We start from the raw sequence: 20,638 nt of genomic DNA, 5'->3' as shown, positions 1-20,638 counted from the left end.
GTTCCCGCGCTCCGCGTGGGAATGCATACCGTGACGCTCTGCGTCACAAGAGCGGACGCAGAGCGTCCATGGCGGCATTCCCACGCAGAGCGTGGGAACGATCGACCGCCTTCGCAGCGGTCAACTGCCGCATCTGCTCACACCCCCACAACACCCTTTCCGGTGTCGCCGGCGCATCAATCTTGGGCTGATGGCGATACTCACCCAAACTCGCCACGGCATCCTTGATCGCGCACCACGAGGCAATCCCGAGCATAAACGGCGGCTCGCCCACGGCCTTGGAGTGGAACACCGTGTCTTCCGGGTTCTTGCGGTTTTCCACCAGCTTCACGCGCAAATCCAGCGGCATGTCAGCCACGGCCGGGATCTTGTAACTGGCCGGGCCGTTGGTCATCAGCTTGCCTTTGTTGTTCCACACCAGCTCCTCCATGGTCAGCCAGCCCATGCCCTGGATAAAGCCGCCTTCGACCTGGCCGATGTCGATGGCCGGGTTCAGCGAGGCGCCTACGTCATGGAGGATGTCGGTGCGCAGCATCTTGTATTCACCGGTGAGGGTGTCGACGATCACTTCGCAACAGGCCGCGCCGAACGCGAAGTAGTAGAACGGCCGCCCGCGCGCCTGACTGCGGTCGTAGAAGATTTTCGGGGTCTTGTAGAAGCCGGTGCTCGACAATGAGACCTGGGCGAAATACGCCTGCTGGATCAAGCTTTCAAAGGTCAGAATCTGATCGCGCACGCGCACATGGCCGTTGTGGAATTCCACGTCCGCTTCGCTCACGTCGTATTTGCGCGCGGCAAATTCCACCAAGCGGTGCTTGATGGTTTCGGCGGCGTTCTGCGCAGCCTTGCCGTTCAGGTCGGCACCGCTGGAAGCCGCCGTCGGCGAGGTGTTGGGCACCTTGTCGGTGTTGGTGGCGGTGATCTGTACGCGGTCGATTTCGACTTGGAACACTTCGGCCACCACCTGCGCAACCTTGGTGTTCAAGCCCTGGCCCATCTCGGTGCCGCCGTGGTTCAGGTGGATGCTGCCGTCGGTGTAGATGTGGATCAGCGCGCCGGCCTGGTTCAGGAAGCTGGCGGTAAACGAAATACCGAACTTCACCGGCGTCAGCGCCAGGCCTTTTTTCAGGATCGGGCTATGGGCGTTGTACAGGCGGATCGCTTCGCGGCGCTCGGCGTATTGGCTGCTGGCCTCAAGCTCGGCGGTCATTTCCTCGAGCATGTTGTGCTCGACGGTTTGGTGGTAGTGGGTGACGTTGCGCTCGGTCTTGCCGTAGTAGTTGGCCTTGCGCACCGCCAACGGGTCCAGCGCCAGGTGGCGGGCGATGGCGTCCATGACTTCTTCGATGGCGACCATGCCTTGCGGGCCGCCGAAGCCGCGATAGGCGGTGTTGGACGCGGTGTTGGTCTTGCAGCGATGGCCGTTGACCGTGGCGTCACCGAGGTAATAAGCGTTGTCGGCGTGGAACATCGCGCGGTCGACAATCGAGTTCGACAGGTCGGGCGAGCAGCCGCAGTTACCCGCCAGTTCCAAGTTAATGCCGTGCAGGCGGCCGCTGTCGTCGAAGCCCACGTCGTATTCGATATAGAAGGGGTGACGCTTACCGGTCATCAGCATGTCTTCGACGCGCGGCAGGCGCATTTTGGTCGGCTGGCCGGTGAGGCGCGCGACCACCGCGCACAGGCACGCGGGGCTTGCGGCCTGGGTTTCCTTGCCGCCGAAACCACCGCCCATGCGGCGCATGTCGACCACGATTTTGTTCATCGACACGTCGAGCACTTCGGCCACCAGCTTCTGCACTTCGGTGGGGTTTTGCGTGGAGCAGTAGACGATCATGCCGCCGTCTTCAGTGGGCATCACCGACGAGATCTGGGTTTCCAGGTAGAAGTGTTCCTGGCCGCCGATGTGCAGCGTGCCCTGGATACGGTTTTTTGCCGTCGCCAGCGCGCCCACCGAATCACCGCGTTGGTGGGTGTGGCTGTCGAGCACAAAGTGCTTGTTACGCAAGGCCTCGACCACGTCCAGCACCGGCTCCAGGTCTTCGTATTCGATCACCGCAGCCATGGCGGCTTTGCGCGCGGTTTCGAGGTCGCGGGCGGCCACGGCCAGCACCACTTGGCCGACAAACTGCACGGTGTCGATAGCCAACAACGGGTCGCCTGGCATCAACGGGCCGATGTCTTTCAGGCCCGGCAGGTCTTCATGGGTGATAGCGACGCGCACGCCATCAAAGGCGTAGCAGGGCGCGGTGTCGATGCTGATGATCCGGGCGTGGGCACGGTCGGACATGCGCGCATACAGGTGCAACTGATTGGGGAATTCCAGGCGGTCATCGATGTACTGCGCCTCACCGCTGACGTGCTTGGCGGCGCTGTCATGCTTGACGCTGCGCCCGACTCCGGAGGTCAGGTCCTGGGCAAACAGCTCGGCCAGTTCGGCCTGGGTTTTAACGACGGCGTGATGGTTAGACATAAGCGGTCACCCGAGTCTCGATGTGCGGCGTTTGCAGTTCGATGAAGTATTTGCGCAGCAGGTTCTGTGCGCTGAGCAGGCGGTATTCCTTGCTGGCGCGGAAGTCTGACAGCGGGGTGAAATCCTCGGCGAGGGCGGCGCAGGCTTTTTCCACGGTGGCGGCGTTCCAGGTGGCGCCGACCAATACTGCTTCGCAGCTTTTCGCGCGTTTGGGCGTGGCGGCCATGCCCCCGAAGGCGACGCGTGCCTCGTTGATCACGCCGTTCTCGATCTTCAGGTTGAAGGCCGCGCACACGGCGGAAATGTCATCGTCCAGGCGCTTGGAAACCTTGTAGGCGCGGAACAGCGAATGGCCCTTGGGCACGATGATTTTCTCGATGAACTCGCTGTCCTGGCGTGCCGTGACGCGGTAATCGATGAAGTAGTCTTCCAGCGCCAAGGTACGGCGCACATTGCCCTTGCACAGCACGATCTGTGCGCCGAGCGCGATCAACAGTGGCGGCGAATCACCAATCGGCGAGGCGTTGCCGATGTTGCCACCCAAGGTGCCCTGATTGCGGATTTGCAGGGAGGCGAAGCGGTGCAGCAAGTCGCCGAAGTCCGGGTATTCGTGGTGCAGCGCGCTGTAGCAGTCGGACAGCACAGTGGCGGCGCCGATTTCCAGGCGGTCGTCGAAGTTTTCGATGCGCTTCATCTCGTCGATATTGCCGACGTAGATCATCACCGGCAGCGTGCGGTGGAACTGCGTGACTTCCAGCGCCAGGTCGGTGCCGCCGGCCAGCAGCCGGGCTTGCGGGTAGGCGTCGTAGAGGTCGGCCAGGTCGGCGACGGTCAGTGGCACCAGGCAGCGCTTGTCGCCGCTATTGAGTTCGCCGGTTTGCGTCGGCGCGATGGCTTTGAGGCGCGCGATGGTGTCGGCCTGGCGGCTGTCGAACTGGTCCACCGGTTTGTTGCAGCAAGCCTGTTCGGCGGCGGCGAGGATCGGGCGGTAGCCGGTGCAGCGGCACAGGTTGCCGGCGAGGGCTTCGTGGGCTTTTTGGCTGTCGGGCGCGTCGCTGTTCTTTTGCAGGGCGAACAGCGACATCACGAAACCTGGGGTGCAAAAACCGCATTGCGAGCCGTGGCACTCGACCATGGCCTGTTGCACGCTGTGCAGTTGGCCTTGATGCTTGAGGTCTTCGACGCTGATCAATTGTTTGCCGTGCAACGACGACACAAACGTCAGGCACGAGTTGAGGCTGCGGTAACGAATCTGCTCCGCGCCTTGCGCGTCAGTGTGCAACTCACCGACCACCACGGTGCACGCGCCGCAGTCGCCGCTGGCGCAGCCTTCCTTGGTACCGGATTTGCCCAGGTGCTCACGCAAATAGTTGAGCACGGTCAGGTTGGGGTCCAGGGCGTGCTCACTACGGAGTTCCTGGTTAAGTAAAAACTGGATCACGGAAGGCCTCGCAGACTCATTATTGTTGTTAACCGCTTTGCGCCGAATCTAGTCATGTCTGACTTTTCGGTCAATGATTTTCTGACCGGAAGGTCAAGAAATTGCGATCACAACACTTTCAATTATGGTTCAGTCTTCTGGAACCGGCGTTTTTGGCGGTGTGTGGGTTTTCAGCGTTGCTTATTTCATGCCAAATTCGCCCTGGTGGGCGTAGCGCCATCAGCCAGCCAATGCGCTACACTGCCGCGCTTGTATAGATAGAAGATTCTGAAGGGAAAACATGACGTTCAAGGCGCCGGACAGTCTCGCCGAGCAAATTGCTCACCACCTCGCCGAACGTATCATTCGCGGCGATCTCAAGCCTGGGGAACGGATCCAGGAACAGAAAGTCACGCTGGCATTGAATGTCAGCCGTGGTTCCGTGCGTGAAGCCTTATTGATCCTCGAACGCCGCCACCTGATCGCGATTCTGCCGCGCCGTGGCGCCCATGTGACCGAGCTGACCGCGCACAAGGTGCAGAGCCTGTGCACGTTGATGGGCGAGTTGTACATCCTGCTCGGTAACGCCGTTGCCGACGGCTGGCAGACCCAGGCCGACATGGCGCCGTTCCTGCAGATCCAGCAGCGCTTGATCGCCAGTTTCGAACGCCAGGACATCCGCGCCTTCGTCGAAGAAAGCTTCAACGTGATGCGCGCCGCTTACCCTTTCGCGAATAACCCGTATTTGCAGGAAACCGTCGAGAACCTGCAGCCGGCGATGAACCGTGCCTATTACCTGGCGCTGGATCAACGCAAGGCCGAGATGAGCGAGTACCTGGCGCTATTCGCGCAGCTGCTCGCCGCCGTGCTGGCGCGTGACTTGGTGCAGATTCGCCAGGTACTGTCGGCCTATGGCCAGCGCAGTTGCTCGCTGGTGATTGCTGCGTTGGCGGACGCCTAAGCGTGCGGCTCAAGTGCATCAAACTGGCGGGGTTCAAATCCTTCGTCGACCCCACCACGGTGAACTTCCCCAGTAACATGGCGGCAGTGGTGGGGCCCAATGGCTGCGGCAAGTCGAACATCATCGACGCCGTACGCTGGGTGATGGGCGAGAGCTCGGCAAAAAACCTGCGCGGCGAGTCGATGACCGACGTCATCTTCAACGGCTCCACCAGCCGCAAGCCCGTGAGCCAGGCCAGTATCGAGCTGGTGTTCGACAACTCCGACGGCACGCTGGTCGGCGAGTACGCGGCCTACGCGGAAATTTCCATTCGCCGCAAAGTGACGCGTGACAGCCAAAACAGTTATTTCCTCAATGGCACCAAGTGCCGCCGTCGCGACATCACCGATATCTTCCTTGGCACAGGGTTAGGCCCGCGCAGCTACTCGATCATCGAGCAGGGCATGATCTCCAAGCTGATCGAAGCCAAGCCCGAAGACCTGCGTAACTTTATCGAAGAAGCCGCCGGCATCTCCAAGTACAAGGAGCGCCGCCGCGAGACCGAAAACCGTATCCGCCGCACCCACGAAAACCTTGCCCGCCTGACCGACCTGCGCGAAGAGCTGGAGCGTCAACTTGAACGCCTGCACCGCCAGGCCCAGGCCGCCGAGAAGTATCAGGAATACAAAGGCGAAGAACGCCAGCTCAAGGCGCAACTCTCGGCCCTGCGTTGGCAGGCGCTGAATGATCAGGTCGGCCAGCGCGAAGCGATCATCGGCACCCAGGAAATCAGCTTTGAAGCGCTGGTGGCCGAACAGCGCAATGCCGACGCCAGCATTGAGCGCCTGCGTGACGGCCATCATGACTTGTCCGAGCGCTTCAACTTGGTGCAGGGGCGCTTCTATTCGGTGGGCGGCGATATTGCCCGGGTCGAGCAGAGCATCCAGCACGGCCAGCAGCGCCTGCGCCAGTTGCAGGATGATTTGAAGGAGGCCGAACGCGCGCGCCTGGAGACCGAGTCGCACCTGGGCCACGACCGCACCTTGCTGCTGACCCTCGGCGAAGAGCTGGATATGCTCACCCCCGAGCAGGAAGTCACCAACGCCGCCGCCGAAGAAGCCGCCGCCGCCCTGGAAGAATCCGAAACCACCATGCACGGCTGGCAGGAGCAGTGGGACGCTTTCAACCTGCAATCCGCCGAGCCACGCCGTCAGGCTGAGGTGCAGCAGTCGCGCATCCAGCAGTTGGAAACCAGCATGGAACGCCTGGCTGAACGTCAGCGCCGTTTGCAGGAAGAGCGCGTATTGCTCGCCGCCGACCCGGAAGACGCAGCGATCATGCAGCTGATCGAGCAACTGGCTGAAAGCGAAATGACCCTGGAAGAGCTCGAAGCCAGTGAAGAACAGCAAGTGGAGCGCCTGGAGCAATTGCGTCAGCAACTGCAACAGGCGAGCCAGGGGCAGCAGCAGGCCCAGGGCGATTTGCAGCGGTTGAACGGGCGCTTGGCGTCCCTTGAAGCCTTGCAGCAAGCCGCGTTGGACCCGGGCACCGGCACGGCTGAGTGGCTGCGCGACCAACATCTGGCCGAGCGCCCACGCCTGGCCGAAGGCTTGAAGGTTGAGGCCGGTTGGGAGCTGGCGGTGGAAACCGTGTTAGGCGCCGACCTGCAAGCCGTGCTGGTCGATGATTTTGGCGGCTTTGACCTGGCCGGCTTTACTCAGGGCGATCTGCGTTTGCTCAGCCCGGCGGCCGATGGCACTCGGGTGCCGGGCAGTTTGCTCGATAAAGTTGACGCGGCGATTGATCTGTCGCCGTGGTTGGGCCACGTCAAACCGGTGGATTCCCTGGAGCAGGCCCTGGCTCAACGCGGTCAGCTGGCGGCCGGCGAAAGCCTGATCAGCCGAGATGGCTACTGGGTTGGCCGGCACTTTTTGCGCGTGCGCCGTGCCAGCGAAGCGGAAAGCGGCGTATTGGCGCGTGGCCAGGAAATCGTCAGCCTGATTGCCGAGCGTGAAGAACGCGAAGCGACCCTGGAAAGCCTGGAAACCGAACTGCAAACCCTGCGTGCCACCCAGCGCCAGCAAGAGACCGGCCGCGAACACCTGCGCCGTCTGTTGCAGGACGAAGCGCGCCAGCAAGGCGAACTCAAAGCCCAGCTGTCGGCGAGCAAGGCCAAGGTCGAGCAACTGTCCCTGCGCCGCACCCGCCTCGACGAAGAAGTGGCGGAGATGGGCGAGCAGCGCGCTCTGGAACACGAACAAATCGGCGAAGCGCGCCTGCAATTGCAGGAAGCGCTCGACAGCATGGCGCTCGACACCGAGCAGCGCGAACTGCTGCTGGCCCAGCGCGACAGCCTGCGCGAACGCCTCGACCGCGTGCGCCAGGAAGCCCGCCAGCACAAGGACCATGCCCACCAACTGGCAGTGCGCCTCGGCTCGCTGCAAGCTCAGCACACGTCCACGCGCCAAGCCCTTGAGCGCTTGGAGATGCAGTCCGAGCGCCTCACCGAAAAGCGCGAGCAACTGAGCCTCAACCTGGAGGAGGGCGAAGCGCCGCTGGAAGAGTTGCGGCTCAAGCTCGAAGAGTTGCTCGACAAGCGCATGACCGTCGACGAAGAACTTAAGACCGCGCAGATCGCCCTGGAAGATGCCGACCGTGAACTGCGTGATGCAGAAAAACGCCGGACCCAGGCCGAACAACAATCCCAGTTGATTCGCGGCCAGCTCGAACAACAGCGCATGGAATGGCAAGCCCTGACCGTGCGCCGCAAGACCCTGCAAGACCAGTTGCTGGAAGACGGCTATGACCTGCACGGCGTGCTCAATACGCTGACCGCCCAGGCCAACGAGAAAGACGCCGAAGAAGAACTTGAGCGCATTGCTGCACGTATCCAACGGCTCGGCGCGATCAACCTCGCCGCCATCGATGAGTACCAGCAGCAGTCCGAGCGTAAACGTTATCTGGATGCCCAGAACGCCGACTTGGTGGAAGCCCTGGACACCCTGGAAAACGTGATCCGCAAGATCGACAAGGAAACCCGTAATCGATTCAAAGATACCTTTGATCAGATTAATGGCGGTTTACAGGCGTTATTCCCGAAAGTTTTTGGTGGTGGCAGCGCTTACTTGGAACTGACAGGCGAAGATCTACTCGATACAGGGGTAACGATCATGGCGCGGCCTCCAGGTAAGAAGAACAGCACCATCCATTTGCTGTCCGGCGGCGAGAAGGCACTGACGGCATTGGCCCTGGTATTTGCGATCTTCAAGTTGAACCCCGCACCGTTTTGCATGCTTGACGAAGTTGACGCCCCGCTGGATGACGCTAACGTTGGACGCTACGCTCGGTTGGTTAAAGAGATGTCCCAGAAGGTGCAGTTCATCTATATCACCCACAACAAGATCGCCATGGAAATGGCTGATCAGCTGATGGGTGTCACGATGCACGAACCGGGTTGTTCGCGTTTGGTGGCGGTGGATGTCGAAGAAGCGATGGCGATGGTAGACGCCTAGCAGCAGGTTGTGAGCGCAAAGCTGCAAGTGAGTTGGCTTTGAGCTTGAGGCTTGTAGCTTAGGGCTCGTAGCTCACAGTTGGCACCTGCTGTAGGAGATTGCCTATGTTGTCGAAAAGATGGCAGATCCACACATTTCGCGCCAACTGTGTAAAGTTATCTTAGGTCGTGCTAGTTTATTGTCAATTCCTCGTATACGTGGGCAAAACGTCAGTCAGAACATAGAGTTGGCGCCACGTTTTAAAGCGGTTTGCACGGTGCTAAACCCCTTATTTTTCAGCATTTTTTTATAGAGGCACGGGATTACATGGAAATCGGTCTGCGCGAGTGGCTGATCGTCATCGGCATTATTGTCATTGCCGGTATTCTTTTTGATGGCTGGCGCCGCATGCGCGGTGGCAAGGGCAAGCTCAAATTCCGTCTGGACCGCAACCTGTCCAACCTGCCCGACGATGACGGCAGCGCCGAGTTGCTGGGGCCGCCTCGTGTGCTGGATACCCATAAAGAGCCGCAACTGGACGAACACGACTTGCCGTCGATGAGCGCGCCGGTGCGTGAAGCCCGTGAACCCTCGTCCAAACGTGGCAAGCGCGGTAGCGCTGCGGTGGCCGAGCCGCATCAAGGCGACCTGAACCTGGGCGTCGATGACGGCCCGAGCTTCAGCAGCCGTGATGACGACTTTCCCGATGAAACCCCGACTAAGAGCGCGCCGCGCCAATCGGTCAACGATCAGCCGGCCGCCGAAGAAGTCTTGGTGATCAGTGTGATCTGCCGCGACGCCGCCGGTTTCAAAGGCCCGGCTCTGTTGCAGAACATCCTGGAAAGCGGCCTGCGGTTTGGCGAGATGGATATTTTCCACCGCCACGAAAGCATGGCCGGTAACGGTGAAGTGCTGTTCTCCATGGCCAACGCGGTCAAGCCGGGCACCTTCGATCTGGACGATATCGACCTGTTCAGCACCCCGGCCGTGAGCTTCTTCCTCGGCCTGCCAGGCCCGCGTCACCCGAAACAAGCGTTCGACGTGATGGTGGCCGCGGCCCGCAAGCTGTCGCAGGAATTGAACGGCGAGCTCAAGGACGACCAACGCAGCGTCCTGACTGCCCAGACCATCGAACACTACCGTCAGCGCATCGTTGAGTTCGAACGTCGCGCCCTGACACAAAAACGCTGAGGCTTGGTCTTCAGCGTTGTCAGTAGAATAAGCGCATTAACATATTGAGCAGCTTCGGCTGCTCTTTTGCTTTCTGAGAGAACACCCATGACCGCCGCCCATACCCGCATCCTCCAATTGCGCGCTGAACTGGATCAGCACAACTACCGTTACCACGTCCTCGACGAGCCGAGCATTCCGGACGCCGAGTACGACAGGCTGTTCCATGAGCTCAAAGCCCTCGAAGCCGAGCACCCGGAGTTGGTAACGCGTGATTCACCGACGCAGCGGGTTGGCAGTGCGGCGCTGTCGGCGTTCACTCAGGTGAAGCACGAAATTCCGATGCTCAGCCTGGGCAACGCGTTTGATGAAACCACCCTGCTCGAATTTGATCGCCGGGTGACCGAAGGGCTCGACCTGCCGGTGGGCGATCTGTTTGGCGGTGGCGCGGTGGTGGAGTACAGCTGCGAGCCCAAGCTGGATGGCCTGGCGGTCAGCCTGTTGTATCAAGACGGCGAACTGGTGCGTGGCGCCACGCGTGGCGACGGCACCACCGGTGAGGACATCAGCGTCAACGTGCGCACGGTGCGCAATATCCCGCTGAAGCTGCACGGCACGGGCTGGCCTGCGACCCTGGAAGTGCGCGGCGAAGTGTTCATGTCCAAGGCCGGTTTCGAGCGGCTGAACGCCTCGCAGCTGGAAGTCGGCGGCAAGACCTTTGCCAACCCACGTAACGCCGCCGCCGGCAGCTTGCGCCAGTTGGATTCGAAGATTACCGCCAGCCGCCCGCTGGAATTCTGCTGCTATGGCATTGGCCAGGTAACGGCGGATATCAGCGATACCCATATCGGCAACTTGAAGCAGTTGCAGCAGTGGGGCATGCCGATCAGCCACGAGTTGAAGCTGGCCAAGGGCATTCAGGAATGCCTGGACTACTACCGCGATATCGGCGAACGGCGTAATAGCCTGGGTTATGAAATCGACGGCGTGGTATTCAAGGTCAACAGCATTGCCTCCCAGCGTGAACTGGGCTTTCGCGCCCGCGAACCGCGCTGGGCCATTGCGCATAAATTCCCGGCCATGGAAGAGCTGACCGAACTGCTCGACGTGGAATTCCAGGTCGGCCGTACCGGCGCCGTAACGCCGGTGGCGCGCCTCAAACCGGTCAAGGTCGCCGGTGTGACGGTGTCTAACGCCACCTTGCACAACATGGACGAAGTCGCGCGCCTGGGCCTGATGATCGGCGACACGGTGATCATCCGCCGCGCCGGTGATGTGATCCCGCAGGTGGTGTCGGTGGTCACCGAGCGCCGCCCAGAAGACGCTCGCGCGGTGCAGATCCCCGAGCGCTGCCCGGTGTGCGGTTCCCATGTGGAGCGCACGCAACTGGTCAAGCGCAGCAAAGGCAAGGAAACCGTCAGCGAAGGCGCGGTGTACCGCTGCGTCGGGCGTCTGGCTTGTGGTGCGCAACTCAAGCAGGCGATTATTCACTTCGTCTCGCGCCGTGCCATGGACATCGACGGCTTGGGCGACAAGACCATTGAGCAGTTGGTGGATGAAAAACTCATCGGCTCGCCGGCGGATCTCTACACGCTCAAGTACGAGCAGATCATCGACCTGGAAGGCTTCGCCGACATTTCCAGCAAGAAGCTGATCACCGCCATCGAAAACAGCAAGACCCCGACCCTGGCGCGCTTTATCTACGCCCTGGGCATTCCGGACGTGGGCGAGGAGACCGCCAAGGTGCTGGCACGCTCCCTGGCGTCCCTGGACCGCGTGCAGAAGGCCTTGCCTGAAGTGCTGACGTACTTGCCGGACGTGGGTTTGGAAGTGGCACACGAGATTCACAGCTTCTTCGAAGACAGCCATAACCAAGAGGTGATTGGCGCGCTGTTGTCGCCGGATGAATGCGCGCTGCAATTGCAGGATCAGGGCGACCTGAGCGCCGAGTTCGCTGCCAGCACCACCTTGGGCGGCCTGCTCGACAAGCTGCACGTGCCCAGCGTCGGGCCGGGTGCCGCGCAGAAACTCGCGGACAAGTTCGGTTCCTTGGAAGGCGTGATCAAGGCCGACTGGCTGGACATGCGCCAGGCGCTGCCTGAGAAGCAGGCCAAGGCGGTGCGCGATTTCTTCGATAACCCCGACAACGCCAACCACGCCCTGGCCATCGAGCAGCAGCTTAAGGACTTCGGCATGCACTGGCAGAGCGAGAAGAGGGTCGTCGAAGGCTTGCCGGAAGCCGGGCATACCTGGGTGCTGACCGGCTCCCTGGAACTGATGAGCCGCGATGTGGCCAAGGACAAGCTCGAAAGCCTGGGCGCCAAGGTGGCGGGTTCGGTGTCGGCGAAAACCCATTGCGTGGTGGCCGGGCCGGGCGCGGGTTCTAAACTGGCGAAGGCCACCGAGTTGGGGCTCAAGGTCCTCGACGAAGAAGCGTTCGTCGCGTTCCTGGCCCAGCACAACATCACCGTCTGACGGCGCGCGTGGGCAGAGAGCTTAGTGTGGCGAGCGGGCTTGCCCCGCGTTGGGCTGTGCAGCAGCCCCATCACACGTTGAACGATTGCGGGCGGAATATGATCTAGTCTTGGTCACCCAGGGAGAGATCGCCATGTTCCGCTACTTCGAGCAACTCAGTTCGCGCATCGCCGCACCGTTCATGGCCGAGTCTTCGCGCAACAGCAAGGTGTGGCAATGCCGTTGCGGCCAAGCCCTGTTCTTTCGCAACAGCCAGTGCCTGGCCTGCCAGGCGCTGCTGGGCTACCAGCCACAACAGAGCCGATTATCGTCCCTGCAACCTGGCCCGGTCGCCGACACCTGGCTGGCGGACGACAACCTTGCTGCCGGCGCCTTCCGTCGCTGTGCCAACCTCGACACCCCGGCAGCCTGCAATTGGCTGATTCCGGCCCATAGCACCGCACCGCTGTGCGTGGCCTGCAGCCTCAATCGCACCATCCCCGACCTGTCCGTCCCGGAAAACCCCGATCGCTGGCGCAAAGTCGAAACCGCCAAGCGCCGGCTGGTGGCGCAACTGATCAGCCTGGGCCTGCAAGTGGTGCCCAAAAGCGTTGACGAAGACACTGGCCTGGCCTTCGACTTCGTCGGCATTGACCTTGAGGGCAACGCGCCCACCACTGGGCATGCCAACGGCTTGATCACCCTCGACATCAAGGAAGCCGATGACGCCCACCGCGAAAAAATCCGTGTGCAAATGCGCGAACCCTACCGCACCTTGCTGGGGCATTTTCGGCATGAAGTTGGGCATTACTACTGGGACCGGCTAATTGCCAATAGCCATTGGCTTGAGCCCTTTCGCAACCTGTTCGGCGACGAATGCGCCAGTTATGCCGAGGCGCTCGAGCGCCACTACCAGAACGGCCCGCGCCCGGATTGGCAGCAAACCTGTGTCAGCGCCTACGCCACCATGCACCCGTGGGAAGACTGGGCCGAAACCTGGGCCCACTACCTGCACATGATGGACGCCGTCGACACCGCCCTGGGCTTTGGCATGAGCGCCCGCGAGATGGACCTGGATTACCAGCCGTTTCCCCTCAGCACCCTTTACGATCCCGAACACCCCGGTGGCGCGGCGTTCCTGTCATTCGTCAATGCGTGGATCGAACTGGCCGGCATGCTCAACGAGCTGTCGCGCAGCATGGGCCAGCCGGATTTCTATCCCTTTGTGTTGCCGCCGGCGGTGATTGCCAAGCTGCACTTCATTCACTTGGTGATCCAGGAAGAGGGCGGCAGGGCGGATGAGGTATTACAGGCCCAGTGATCAAAATGTGGGAGGGGTGACATTCAAGGCTATGGCAAGTGCTTGAGCCCCTTCATATTTTAATCCGGCATCAACGGTTGTAACTTCCGATCAGATCGGTACAATGGCGCGGCTTGCCGAGAGGCTAGCGTCGTTATGGTGACCCCATCGGTCCCCCCGCAACGATTACCCGTGAACCTGGTCAGAGCCGGAAGGCAGCAGCCACAGCGGGAACATTGTGTGCCGGGGTGTGGCTGGTGGGGTTGCCTCCATAACGCTCTCCTTGCAGATCCCCCTATTCCATTTCTTATAGTTTTTGCCGGCATTCACTGCCTGCGAATCGATTTGTGCTGTGCGCTCAAGAACGATCACCTGCGCTGAAGGGTGGCATACTTCGGGTTCGGTCTCTGAAACGACGTATGCGTCAGATGAAAATCTCTAAATGAATGAAGCGTGGCCCCGTCTTCACTGGCTTTCGAGGATGTATGCACCCTGAACATTTTGATTTAGCCAGCCCCGTTTTCCTGCCCATCACTGTTGAAACCGCCAAGGGGGTGCTGGAAGCCGCTGATGCAAAAGCCCTCGTCACCCTGACCGACCCCGAGTTGGCAGCGCTGCTGGTCATCCAGAACCTGGCGCAAGTGGCTGAAACAGAGCTTACCGCGCAGGCTGCCGAGAAGGTGCTGGCCAAACTGATTGGCTGGGCTGTCGACAACCGCAAGGCCGGGGGTGAAGGTTTACAGTCAGAAGCACGGCGTCTGTTCGACCCGCGCAAGGTGTACTTCGGCCTGGAAGTGGTCAAGAAGTTGAAGCTGCGTTTTCTGCTGTCGGACGAAGTCCTGGCGCAGGAGTATCTGTTGCCTGATGGCAAGTGGGACGCGCAGTACAAGCTGCGACACCTTCAGGGAAACAACCCGTTCAGTCAGCAAATGGTCACGCCCAGGCATCGCGAGCGCTGGTTGAGCGCCGAGCAAGACAAACTGGTCAGAACCTTTCGTGCCAACCTGGACGAGAACCTGCATGTGCAAGGCTATGCAGGGATCGGCAAGAGCCATGTGCTGGTTGCCTTGATGGAACATCTACAGCCGGCCAAGACACTGCTGCTGGCGCGTACAGAGGAAAAGTTGGAAACGCTGCGCCGGCGCATGGTGACGCCGTCTGAGAAGCGAGCGGGCCAGACGTTCGAAGGCTTTGCGAGAACCCTGTTGTACGGTCCAAGGCCACAACCGGCGAAGGCGCCGTTGAGGGGGCCGAGCAGGGAAGCGCTGGCGCAGGAACTGACTATCCTGGGGTTTCGTCACCTCGATGCACCCGCCGCCTTGGAGGTTTGCCTCAAGGTGCTCGAGTGCTATTGCCGCTCCCGGGATTACAGCCTGTCGGAACGCCACCTACCGTTTTTCAAACTGCCTCTGACTGGCGTCGATATCAGGGTGCTGCTTGAGTATGCGAGCCGAGTGTGGCGCTACCTTGAAGCGAACCCGCTGTGGGCCAGCCAGACGGGGTTTGAAGCGTTGCTGATGATAAAGCGCGCAAGTTTGGCGGGTTATGTGGTGCCCCCTCGTTATACGCACGTACTGATTGACGAGAGCCAGGATGTTCCCGAGTCGCTGTTGCACATCATCGAGGGTGGCCGCCAAGTGCTGATCACCCTTGGCGATCAGTATCAGCAAACGCGTGGGGGCCTGCCCAACCGAACGCGTGATGTTCGACAAAGTAATATCAGCTATTCCGTGCGCTCAGGCCGCAATGTCGAGCAACTGGTCAATCCGTTGATTTACCGGCACTCGCAAAATATCAAGGTGCCCTTCGAAGGGGCCCGTGACGCTGACGTCGGGATTGAGTTTTACCCGATAGGCTTCGTGCCACCACTCGGTTGTGTGGTCCTGACTGCGTCCAAATGGGACATGATGAAGTGGGCCCTGCAACTGCACGATGCCCAGTGTGCGTTCAGTTTTGCGCAGCCACGGGCGCATCGGGATCTGGTCTATTTCATGACCACCGCCATCGAGTTGTTCAAGTCGGACTTCTACAGCCCAGGCCAGAGCACCCAGGGCGTGCACGCCTACTTCAGCGACCTGCCAGACTGGAAACAGGTGCGTGAGGCCAACCAATTCGATGAGTCGTTTCTGTGGGTTGAAGCCAAGTTGGAAAGCGGCTTCAAAGTAGCCGATCTGACCCAATTGAACAGGATGATTGGCCCGCCCGGCCAGAGCTGCTTGCTGATGCTGGCAGAGGAGGCCGGGGGGATGGAGTTTGACCAGGTTCTGCTGACCACCGAACTGCTCACCAACGTGAAATTCAAGAATGCTTATGCGCTGGACGAGCGGATCTGTGCGGTGTACATCGCCATTTCTCGTGCCAAGCAGCAGCTTTATCTTCCTTACGATGTGGTTGAGTGGATTGAGTACCAAAGCCAACAGCAGTACCGCGAAACCCTTGGTTTTTGAGTCCTACAAAGCCAATACGTTGTGGAAACCTTGGCGCTTTTCACAACGTTCAATCTCATTGCTGGACAACGCCGAGCCACCTGCTAGCGTCAGTCATGCGTATTTTTTAAAAATGACTGTGATGCTGGAGTAGTAAAGAAGTGATGGCACTCACTTTCCTTAACAAGGATGATTGCCATGCCCAGCCTCCAAGCTTTACCCAGTCTTATCAGTGCTTCCGTTGGCACGCCAGGCAAGGCCCGCAATGTGCCTGCTGATGTTCAAAACATTCAACGCCTGTTTAATCTGATCACGCCCCAATCCGCTTCGCGGTTAGTGGAGGACGGCAAGTGCGGCCCCTTGTTGGTCCAGCGCATCAGCGAATATCAGTTAAATCGTATCAAGGTTGCCAAACCCGATGGGGTGATTGACCCGGCAGGCCGAACGTTCAACAGCTTGGTTGAGGATGCGCGCAAGGCGAGTCTTGATACCCAAACCAGTGAAACGCCCGCTGCCAAGGTTAATCAGGGCCTTGAGCGCACCTCGGCGCCGATCCAAGCTGTTCCAGACAAACAGCAGTTGGTAACGCAGGCCACGTGCGATGGTGGCGTGAACCTGACTGACGCTGACTATCAGAACGCTGCCACTCAGTTGGGTGGGGCTATTGCTGTGAATATCATCAAGGCTTTCGCCAGCGTTGAGTCCGGTGGGCGTTCCGGGTTCGGGCCAGCGGGAATGCCGATGATCGCGTATGAGCGGCACATCTTTCACAAGTACACCAAGAATAAATACGACAGGAGCCATCCCCATTTGTCGGCCCCTTATCTGACCAAGGCCGACATGCAATGGCGGACCAATAACAAGGACCAGGCGACAGCATGGCGGACACTGGTCGATGCGTTTAAGTTGGATCAGCAGGCGGCGCTGATGTCGGCCTCCTATGGCATGTTTCAGATCATGGGTTTTAACTATGCCGCTTGTGGTTACAAGAACGTGTTCGATTTTGTCGCCGCGATGAAGCTCAATGCCAGCCAGCAATTGAAGGCGTTCGTCGGGTTTTGCAGCAAGAACCCGGCCTTGTTCAAAGCCATGAAGAGTAAGGACTTTGCTGGCATGGCCAGCAACTACAATGGGAGCGACTATGGCGATTACGACAAGCGAATCCAAAAAGCTTTTGAGGCGTTTGAACGAAAAAAATAGCCGCGCATGCTGGCTGTCTCACAACGCTCGACACCCCTACTGGACAACTTAAAAGCATCTTGTTAGCGTGCGCCGGCCACTTGTTTCAAGGTGTAACAAGTGTGCTGGCTTGATATTGAAGTGCCATCACTTCTTTAACTAACAAGGATGTCTGTGATGAAAAGCCTGCAAGGGTTGCCCCGTCTTATCAGTGCATCGGTAGGCGCGCCCGGTAAAGCGCGCAACTTGCCTGCCGATGTTCAGTGCATCCAGTATTTATTCAATTTGATCATTCCCAAGATGGGCTTTACGCTCGCCGAAAACGGCAAGTGCGACGGCCAGTTGGTGCAATGCATCAGCCAATATCAGTTTCGCCATCTCAAGTACGCGCACCCCGATGGGGTGATCGACCCCACGGGTCGGACCTTCAACAGCCTGATCGAAGAAGCGGTGAAGGTGCCGGTGAAAGCCTTCCCGACGATGCGCATCCCGAGCTTTCTCAACGTGTTCGGCAATAACAATGGCGACGCCGTGCAGGCCACGGTCAATGTGTACCTGGACCGCATGCGCGCGATGGTCGAGGCCGAGCGGCGTAACCGGCAATTGATGCTCCAGGCCACGTGTGACGGGGGGATGACGCTCACCGAGAGCGACTTCCAGAACGCTGCCACGCAGTTGGGCAGCGGTATTTCGGTGAATATCATCAAGGCCTTCGCGACCGTGGAATCCGGCGGGCGCTCCGGTTTCGGGCCGGCCAAGTTGCCGGTGATCGCTTTTGAAGGGCACCTGTTTCGCAAATACACCAAGCATATCTACGACCAGGCGCACCCGTTGCTGTCCTACCCTTACGTGAAAAAGGCCGGCCCGCAGTGGCAGGCGAATAACAAGGATCAGACCAAGGCGTGGGAAACCATGGCTACCGCGTTTGCCCTGGACCAGGAAGCGGCGTTGATGTCGGCGTCCTGGGGTATGTTTCAAATCATGGGGTTCAACTACACCTCCTGTGGTTACAAGACGGTGTTTGAGTTCGCGGCGGCATTAAAGATTAATGCCGGTAATCAACTAAAGGCTTTCCTCGGTTTTTGCAGCAAAAGCCCGGCGTTGATAAAGGCCATGAAAGACAAAGACTATGTCGCCATGGCGCGTAACTATAACGGCAAGGATTACGGCGACTATGACAGCCGTATCAAAAAGGCCTACGAAGCACTGGAAGGGAAGAAATAAGATGACCCGTTTTTTAGCGATTGGTGTGTTGTCGTTATGTGCCGTGGCGCCCGTGTTTGCCGACGCCACCGCGTTGCACTCGGGTAAGTACGAAGGGTTGATGCTGGCGGTCACGCCGCAGCATCAGGTCGAAGGTTATTACGCCGAAGAGCTGGGCGAGGGCGTGACTCGCAGCTGCGCGTTCTACCTGCAAGGCCCGCCCGAAGCGCTCACCACCTGGCTCGATGAGGCTTACCCCGGCAGCGTCGCGCCTTCATCCGACGGTGTGATCCTGACCGTGGAGCAGGGCCGTCAGCATCCGGGCTGCCTGAGCGTGCTGATGCCGGAAATCGCCACCGGCCTGGACCTGACTCAAACCGCCAGCAACCCATGGATCGGCCTGGTGACGGTGACTGCCGAAAAGGCCTCCCTGCTGGAAAAGCCTGGCGAGACTGCGGGCAAACACCCGTACATCGTCAAGGATGATGTGGTCGGGGTGCTGGCCTTCAAGGATGGCTGGGCTCAGGTTGAGTTCACCAATGCCAAGGACCATACGTTTACCGGCTGGATCAGCCAGGATCAATACAGTCGCTTGTCTGCACCAAAAAACTGAGCCAACCCTCTACGCCGCAACGTGTTATGCACGTTGCGGCGTTTTTATATCCGGGGTTCAGGCCTTGTTGCGGTTGAACAGCTTGCGGATCACAGCGAGCAGCGCCACCACGCCGATCACCAGAAACTTCTTCGCCGCCAGCAGGAATATGCCGATCTTGGCAAACAACCCGGCCTTGGCCGCTATCCCGCCCGCGACCAAAGCCGCCAGACCGTAAGTGGCAAGTTTGTCGGTCTTCGGGTTGAAGTCCGTGTACAGGTTGCCATCGGTAAAGTTGGTAAAGGCCAAGACCTTGGGCATTTCCTGCTGGATGGTGGCCAGGTCGGCCATGGCGGCGACGGCGTTGAGTTCCAACACGCCTTCACGGCCCAGCACGCGGATGCTGTAGTTGAGGGTGGTCTGCTGGGCGTCGTCGGCCTTAAGCTCGCGTGCCCAATACATCTTGTGAGTGGTGTCGTCGTAGCGCGGCGGCTCGGCCCAGCCGAGCAGGTGCAGGCCCGCGTAGCCTTGTTTCTGGCGCTGTTTATTGTCTTCTTCGTCTTCTTCCTGCATTTGCTGGAGCAGTTCGGCGTAGTCGATTTTCGCCGCGTCCTCGTCGGAAACGTGCCCGTCAGCCTTATAGCTGACGATCACACCCCAGCCGCGTTCCGACAACGGGCTGACGGCTTTTGGCACGATCATGCCCAAGGTCTTGAAGCCGGGCGGGTTACCCCAGCCATCGGTCAGCAAGCGCTCGGTGTCGGCGGGGTCGAGGTAGTAGAACTCATTGTTGAGCTTGAGGGTTGCAATGCCACTGGGCAGCGTGACTGTGCCGGTCTTCTGCTTGAGAGAGGCGAGGAAGTGTTCGGCCGTTTCGGCGGGTCCGCTGGCTTCTTCGGGCACAGGCGTGGGGGCAGCCAAAGCGGGTATGACAGACAGGCTCAGCGCGGCCGCCGCCATCAACGTGCGGAGGTAATTCATGGTAGTCCCTTACATTTTGAATTAATTTCGCGGGAGAATATCTGAAATTCGCTGCGTGAGTTAGCCAAACGTCTCGCGCAGCAGCCCGGCAAACGCATCCCGTGCCAAGTGCCGCTGGGTGTCCTTGTGCCAGAACAGCAGGTTATCCACGGCCTGCAGTTCCTCAAATCGATAAGATGCCAACTGATTCGCCTGCTCATAGCGGGCCAGGATGCCTTCCGGCGCCAACGCCACGCCAATCCCGGCGCTGACGCAGCCGATGATCGTGCCCCAGCTGGCATAGCTGGCGATGCTGGGCTTGAAGTCATGGGGCTTGACCCAGTTTTCCAGCGCTGCGCGATAGGGGCAGCCGGGCGGCCAGACCAGCAACGTGCGCCCGGCCAGGTCTTCGGCGTTGTTGATCGGTGCACTGGACGCGCTGGCGATCAGCACCAGGCGTTCGCTGTAGACCACGCTGTGTTCGAGTTTGGCGCGTTTGCCACCCGAGGCCACCAGCGCCACGTCGAGGCGGTGATGTTGCAAGTCGTCCAGCAGTTGCGCCCAGGCGCCGGTGACCAGTTCGAGCGAGACGTCCGGGTAACGCCGATGGTATTCCGCCAGCAGCGGCGGCAGGCGGCCGCTGGCGCTGGACTCGACGGCGCCGATGCGCAAGGTGCCACGGGGAATGGCGTTGGCGTCCACGGCGCGTTTGGATTCGTCCACCAGCGCCAGGATGCGTTCGCAATAATCCAGGAAGATCTCACCGGCGGCACTGATCGCCAGCCCGCGGCCCGCACGAATAAACAGCGGCGTGCCCAACTCACTTTCCAGCTGCTTGATCCGCGTGGTGATGTTGGACGGCACGCAATGCAAGTGCAGGGCGGCCTGGGCCACGCTGCCGGTTTGCGCCACGGCTCGCACCATTTTCAGTTGGGCCAGTTCCATTGCTCAGTTCCAGTGATTTCAGAAGTCAGAAACGCTTAATTGTCCTGCGCCGTGCCCGGGCCAAGACTGGCGGCATTCCTTCTCA

At 59.9% G+C, this 20,638-nt stretch carries 13 protein-coding genes and 1 other RNA gene; 10 read left to right on the top strand and 4 right to left on the bottom strand.

Annotated features, from left to right (window positions below; genetic code table 11):
- Positions 1–43 precede the first annotated feature (43 nt).
- Both xdhB and xdhA read right to left on the bottom strand, forming a co-directional pair.
- A complete protein-coding gene (gene xdhB / locus K0P33_RS23830; RefSeq protein WP_242151856.1) occupies positions 44–2,473 on the bottom strand; it encodes a xanthine dehydrogenase molybdopterin binding subunit in 2,430 nt (809 codons plus the stop codon).
- Positions 2,466–3,914, bottom strand: a complete 1,449-nt coding sequence (gene xdhA, locus K0P33_RS23825; RefSeq protein WP_094949581.1) for a xanthine dehydrogenase small subunit — start codon at positions 3,912–3,914, stop codon at positions 2,466–2,468. The genes xdhB and xdhA overlap by 8 nt, the downstream gene beginning before the upstream one ends.
- A gap of 280 nt (positions 3,915–4,194) precedes the next feature.
- On the opposite strand from xdhA, the gene K0P33_RS23820 reads away from it, so the two are divergent.
- The 10 genes from K0P33_RS23820 (at position 4,195) to K0P33_RS23775 (ending at position 18,669) form a co-directional block, all read left to right on the top strand.
- Entirely contained in the window at positions 4,195–4,854 is a 660-nt protein-coding gene (locus K0P33_RS23820) for a GntR family transcriptional regulator (RefSeq protein ID WP_094949582.1), read from the top strand.
- 2 nt (positions 4,855–4,856) lie between these two features.
- Positions 4,857–8,345 carry a chromosome segregation protein SMC gene (smc, locus tag K0P33_RS23815; protein ID WP_242151850.1) on the top strand — a complete coding sequence of 1,163 codons (3,489 nt, stop codon included), beginning with the start codon at positions 4,857–4,859 and terminating at the stop codon, positions 8,343–8,345.
- Between the two features lie 306 nt (positions 8,346–8,651).
- Positions 8,652–9,515: a cell division protein ZipA gene (gene zipA, locus K0P33_RS23810; RefSeq protein WP_242151847.1), complete on the top strand. Its 864-nt coding sequence runs from the start codon at positions 8,652–8,654 to the stop codon at positions 9,513–9,515.
- Positions 9,516–9,602: 87 nt separating this feature from the next.
- On the top strand, positions 9,603–11,969 hold the full coding sequence (gene ligA, locus K0P33_RS23805) for an NAD-dependent DNA ligase LigA (RefSeq protein ID WP_242151844.1): 2,367 nt from the start codon (positions 9,603–9,605) through the stop codon (positions 11,967–11,969).
- A gap of 133 nt (positions 11,970–12,102) precedes the next feature.
- Positions 12,103–13,269, top strand: coding sequence for a putative zinc-binding metallopeptidase (locus K0P33_RS23800; protein ID WP_242151840.1), 1,167 nt, complete (start codon positions 12,103–12,105; stop codon positions 13,267–13,269).
- A 145-nt stretch (positions 13,270–13,414) separates the two neighbouring features.
- An RNA gene (ffs, locus tag K0P33_RS23795) (signal recognition particle sRNA small type) lies at positions 13,415–13,511 on the top strand.
- A 222-nt stretch (positions 13,512–13,733) separates the two neighbouring features.
- The gene (locus K0P33_RS23790) at positions 13,734–15,695 is read left to right on the top strand and encodes an AAA family ATPase (protein ID WP_242151837.1); all 1,962 of its coding nucleotides are present in this window, start codon (positions 13,734–13,736) and stop codon (positions 15,693–15,695) included.
- 177 nt (positions 15,696–15,872) lie between these two features.
- Complete coding sequence (locus K0P33_RS23785) at positions 15,873–16,874, top strand: N-acetylmuramidase family protein (protein WP_242151835.1); 1,002 nt, start codon at positions 15,873–15,875, stop codon at positions 16,872–16,874.
- Positions 16,875–17,030: 156 nt separating this feature from the next.
- Positions 17,031–18,077 (top strand): N-acetylmuramidase family protein, encoded by a 1,047-nt coding sequence (locus tag K0P33_RS23780; RefSeq protein ID WP_242151833.1) that lies wholly within the window; start codon positions 17,031–17,033, stop codon positions 18,075–18,077.
- A 1-nt stretch (position 18,078) separates the two neighbouring features.
- Positions 18,079–18,669, top strand: coding sequence for a hypothetical protein (locus K0P33_RS23775; RefSeq protein ID WP_094949590.1), 591 nt, complete (start codon positions 18,079–18,081; stop codon positions 18,667–18,669).
- A gap of 57 nt (positions 18,670–18,726) precedes the next feature.
- Here K0P33_RS23775 and K0P33_RS23770 read toward each other — a convergent pair whose 3' ends face one another.
- Entirely contained in the window at positions 18,727–19,629 is a 903-nt protein-coding gene (locus K0P33_RS23770) for a DUF2167 domain-containing protein (protein WP_242151831.1), read from the bottom strand.
- 60 nt (positions 19,630–19,689) lie between these two features.
- Positions 19,690–20,553 (bottom strand): LysR substrate-binding domain-containing protein, encoded by an 864-nt coding sequence (locus tag K0P33_RS23765; RefSeq protein WP_094949592.1) that lies wholly within the window; start codon positions 20,551–20,553, stop codon positions 19,690–19,692.
- Positions 20,554–20,638 lie beyond the last annotated feature (85 nt).

Source organism: Pseudomonas sp. ArH3a (genome assembly GCF_022648765.1).
Lineage (GTDB): Bacteria > Pseudomonadota > Gammaproteobacteria > Pseudomonadales > Pseudomonadaceae > Aquipseudomonas.
Note: the sequence above shows the minus strand (reverse complement) of the source record. Positions and strands in the feature narration are given on the sequence as shown.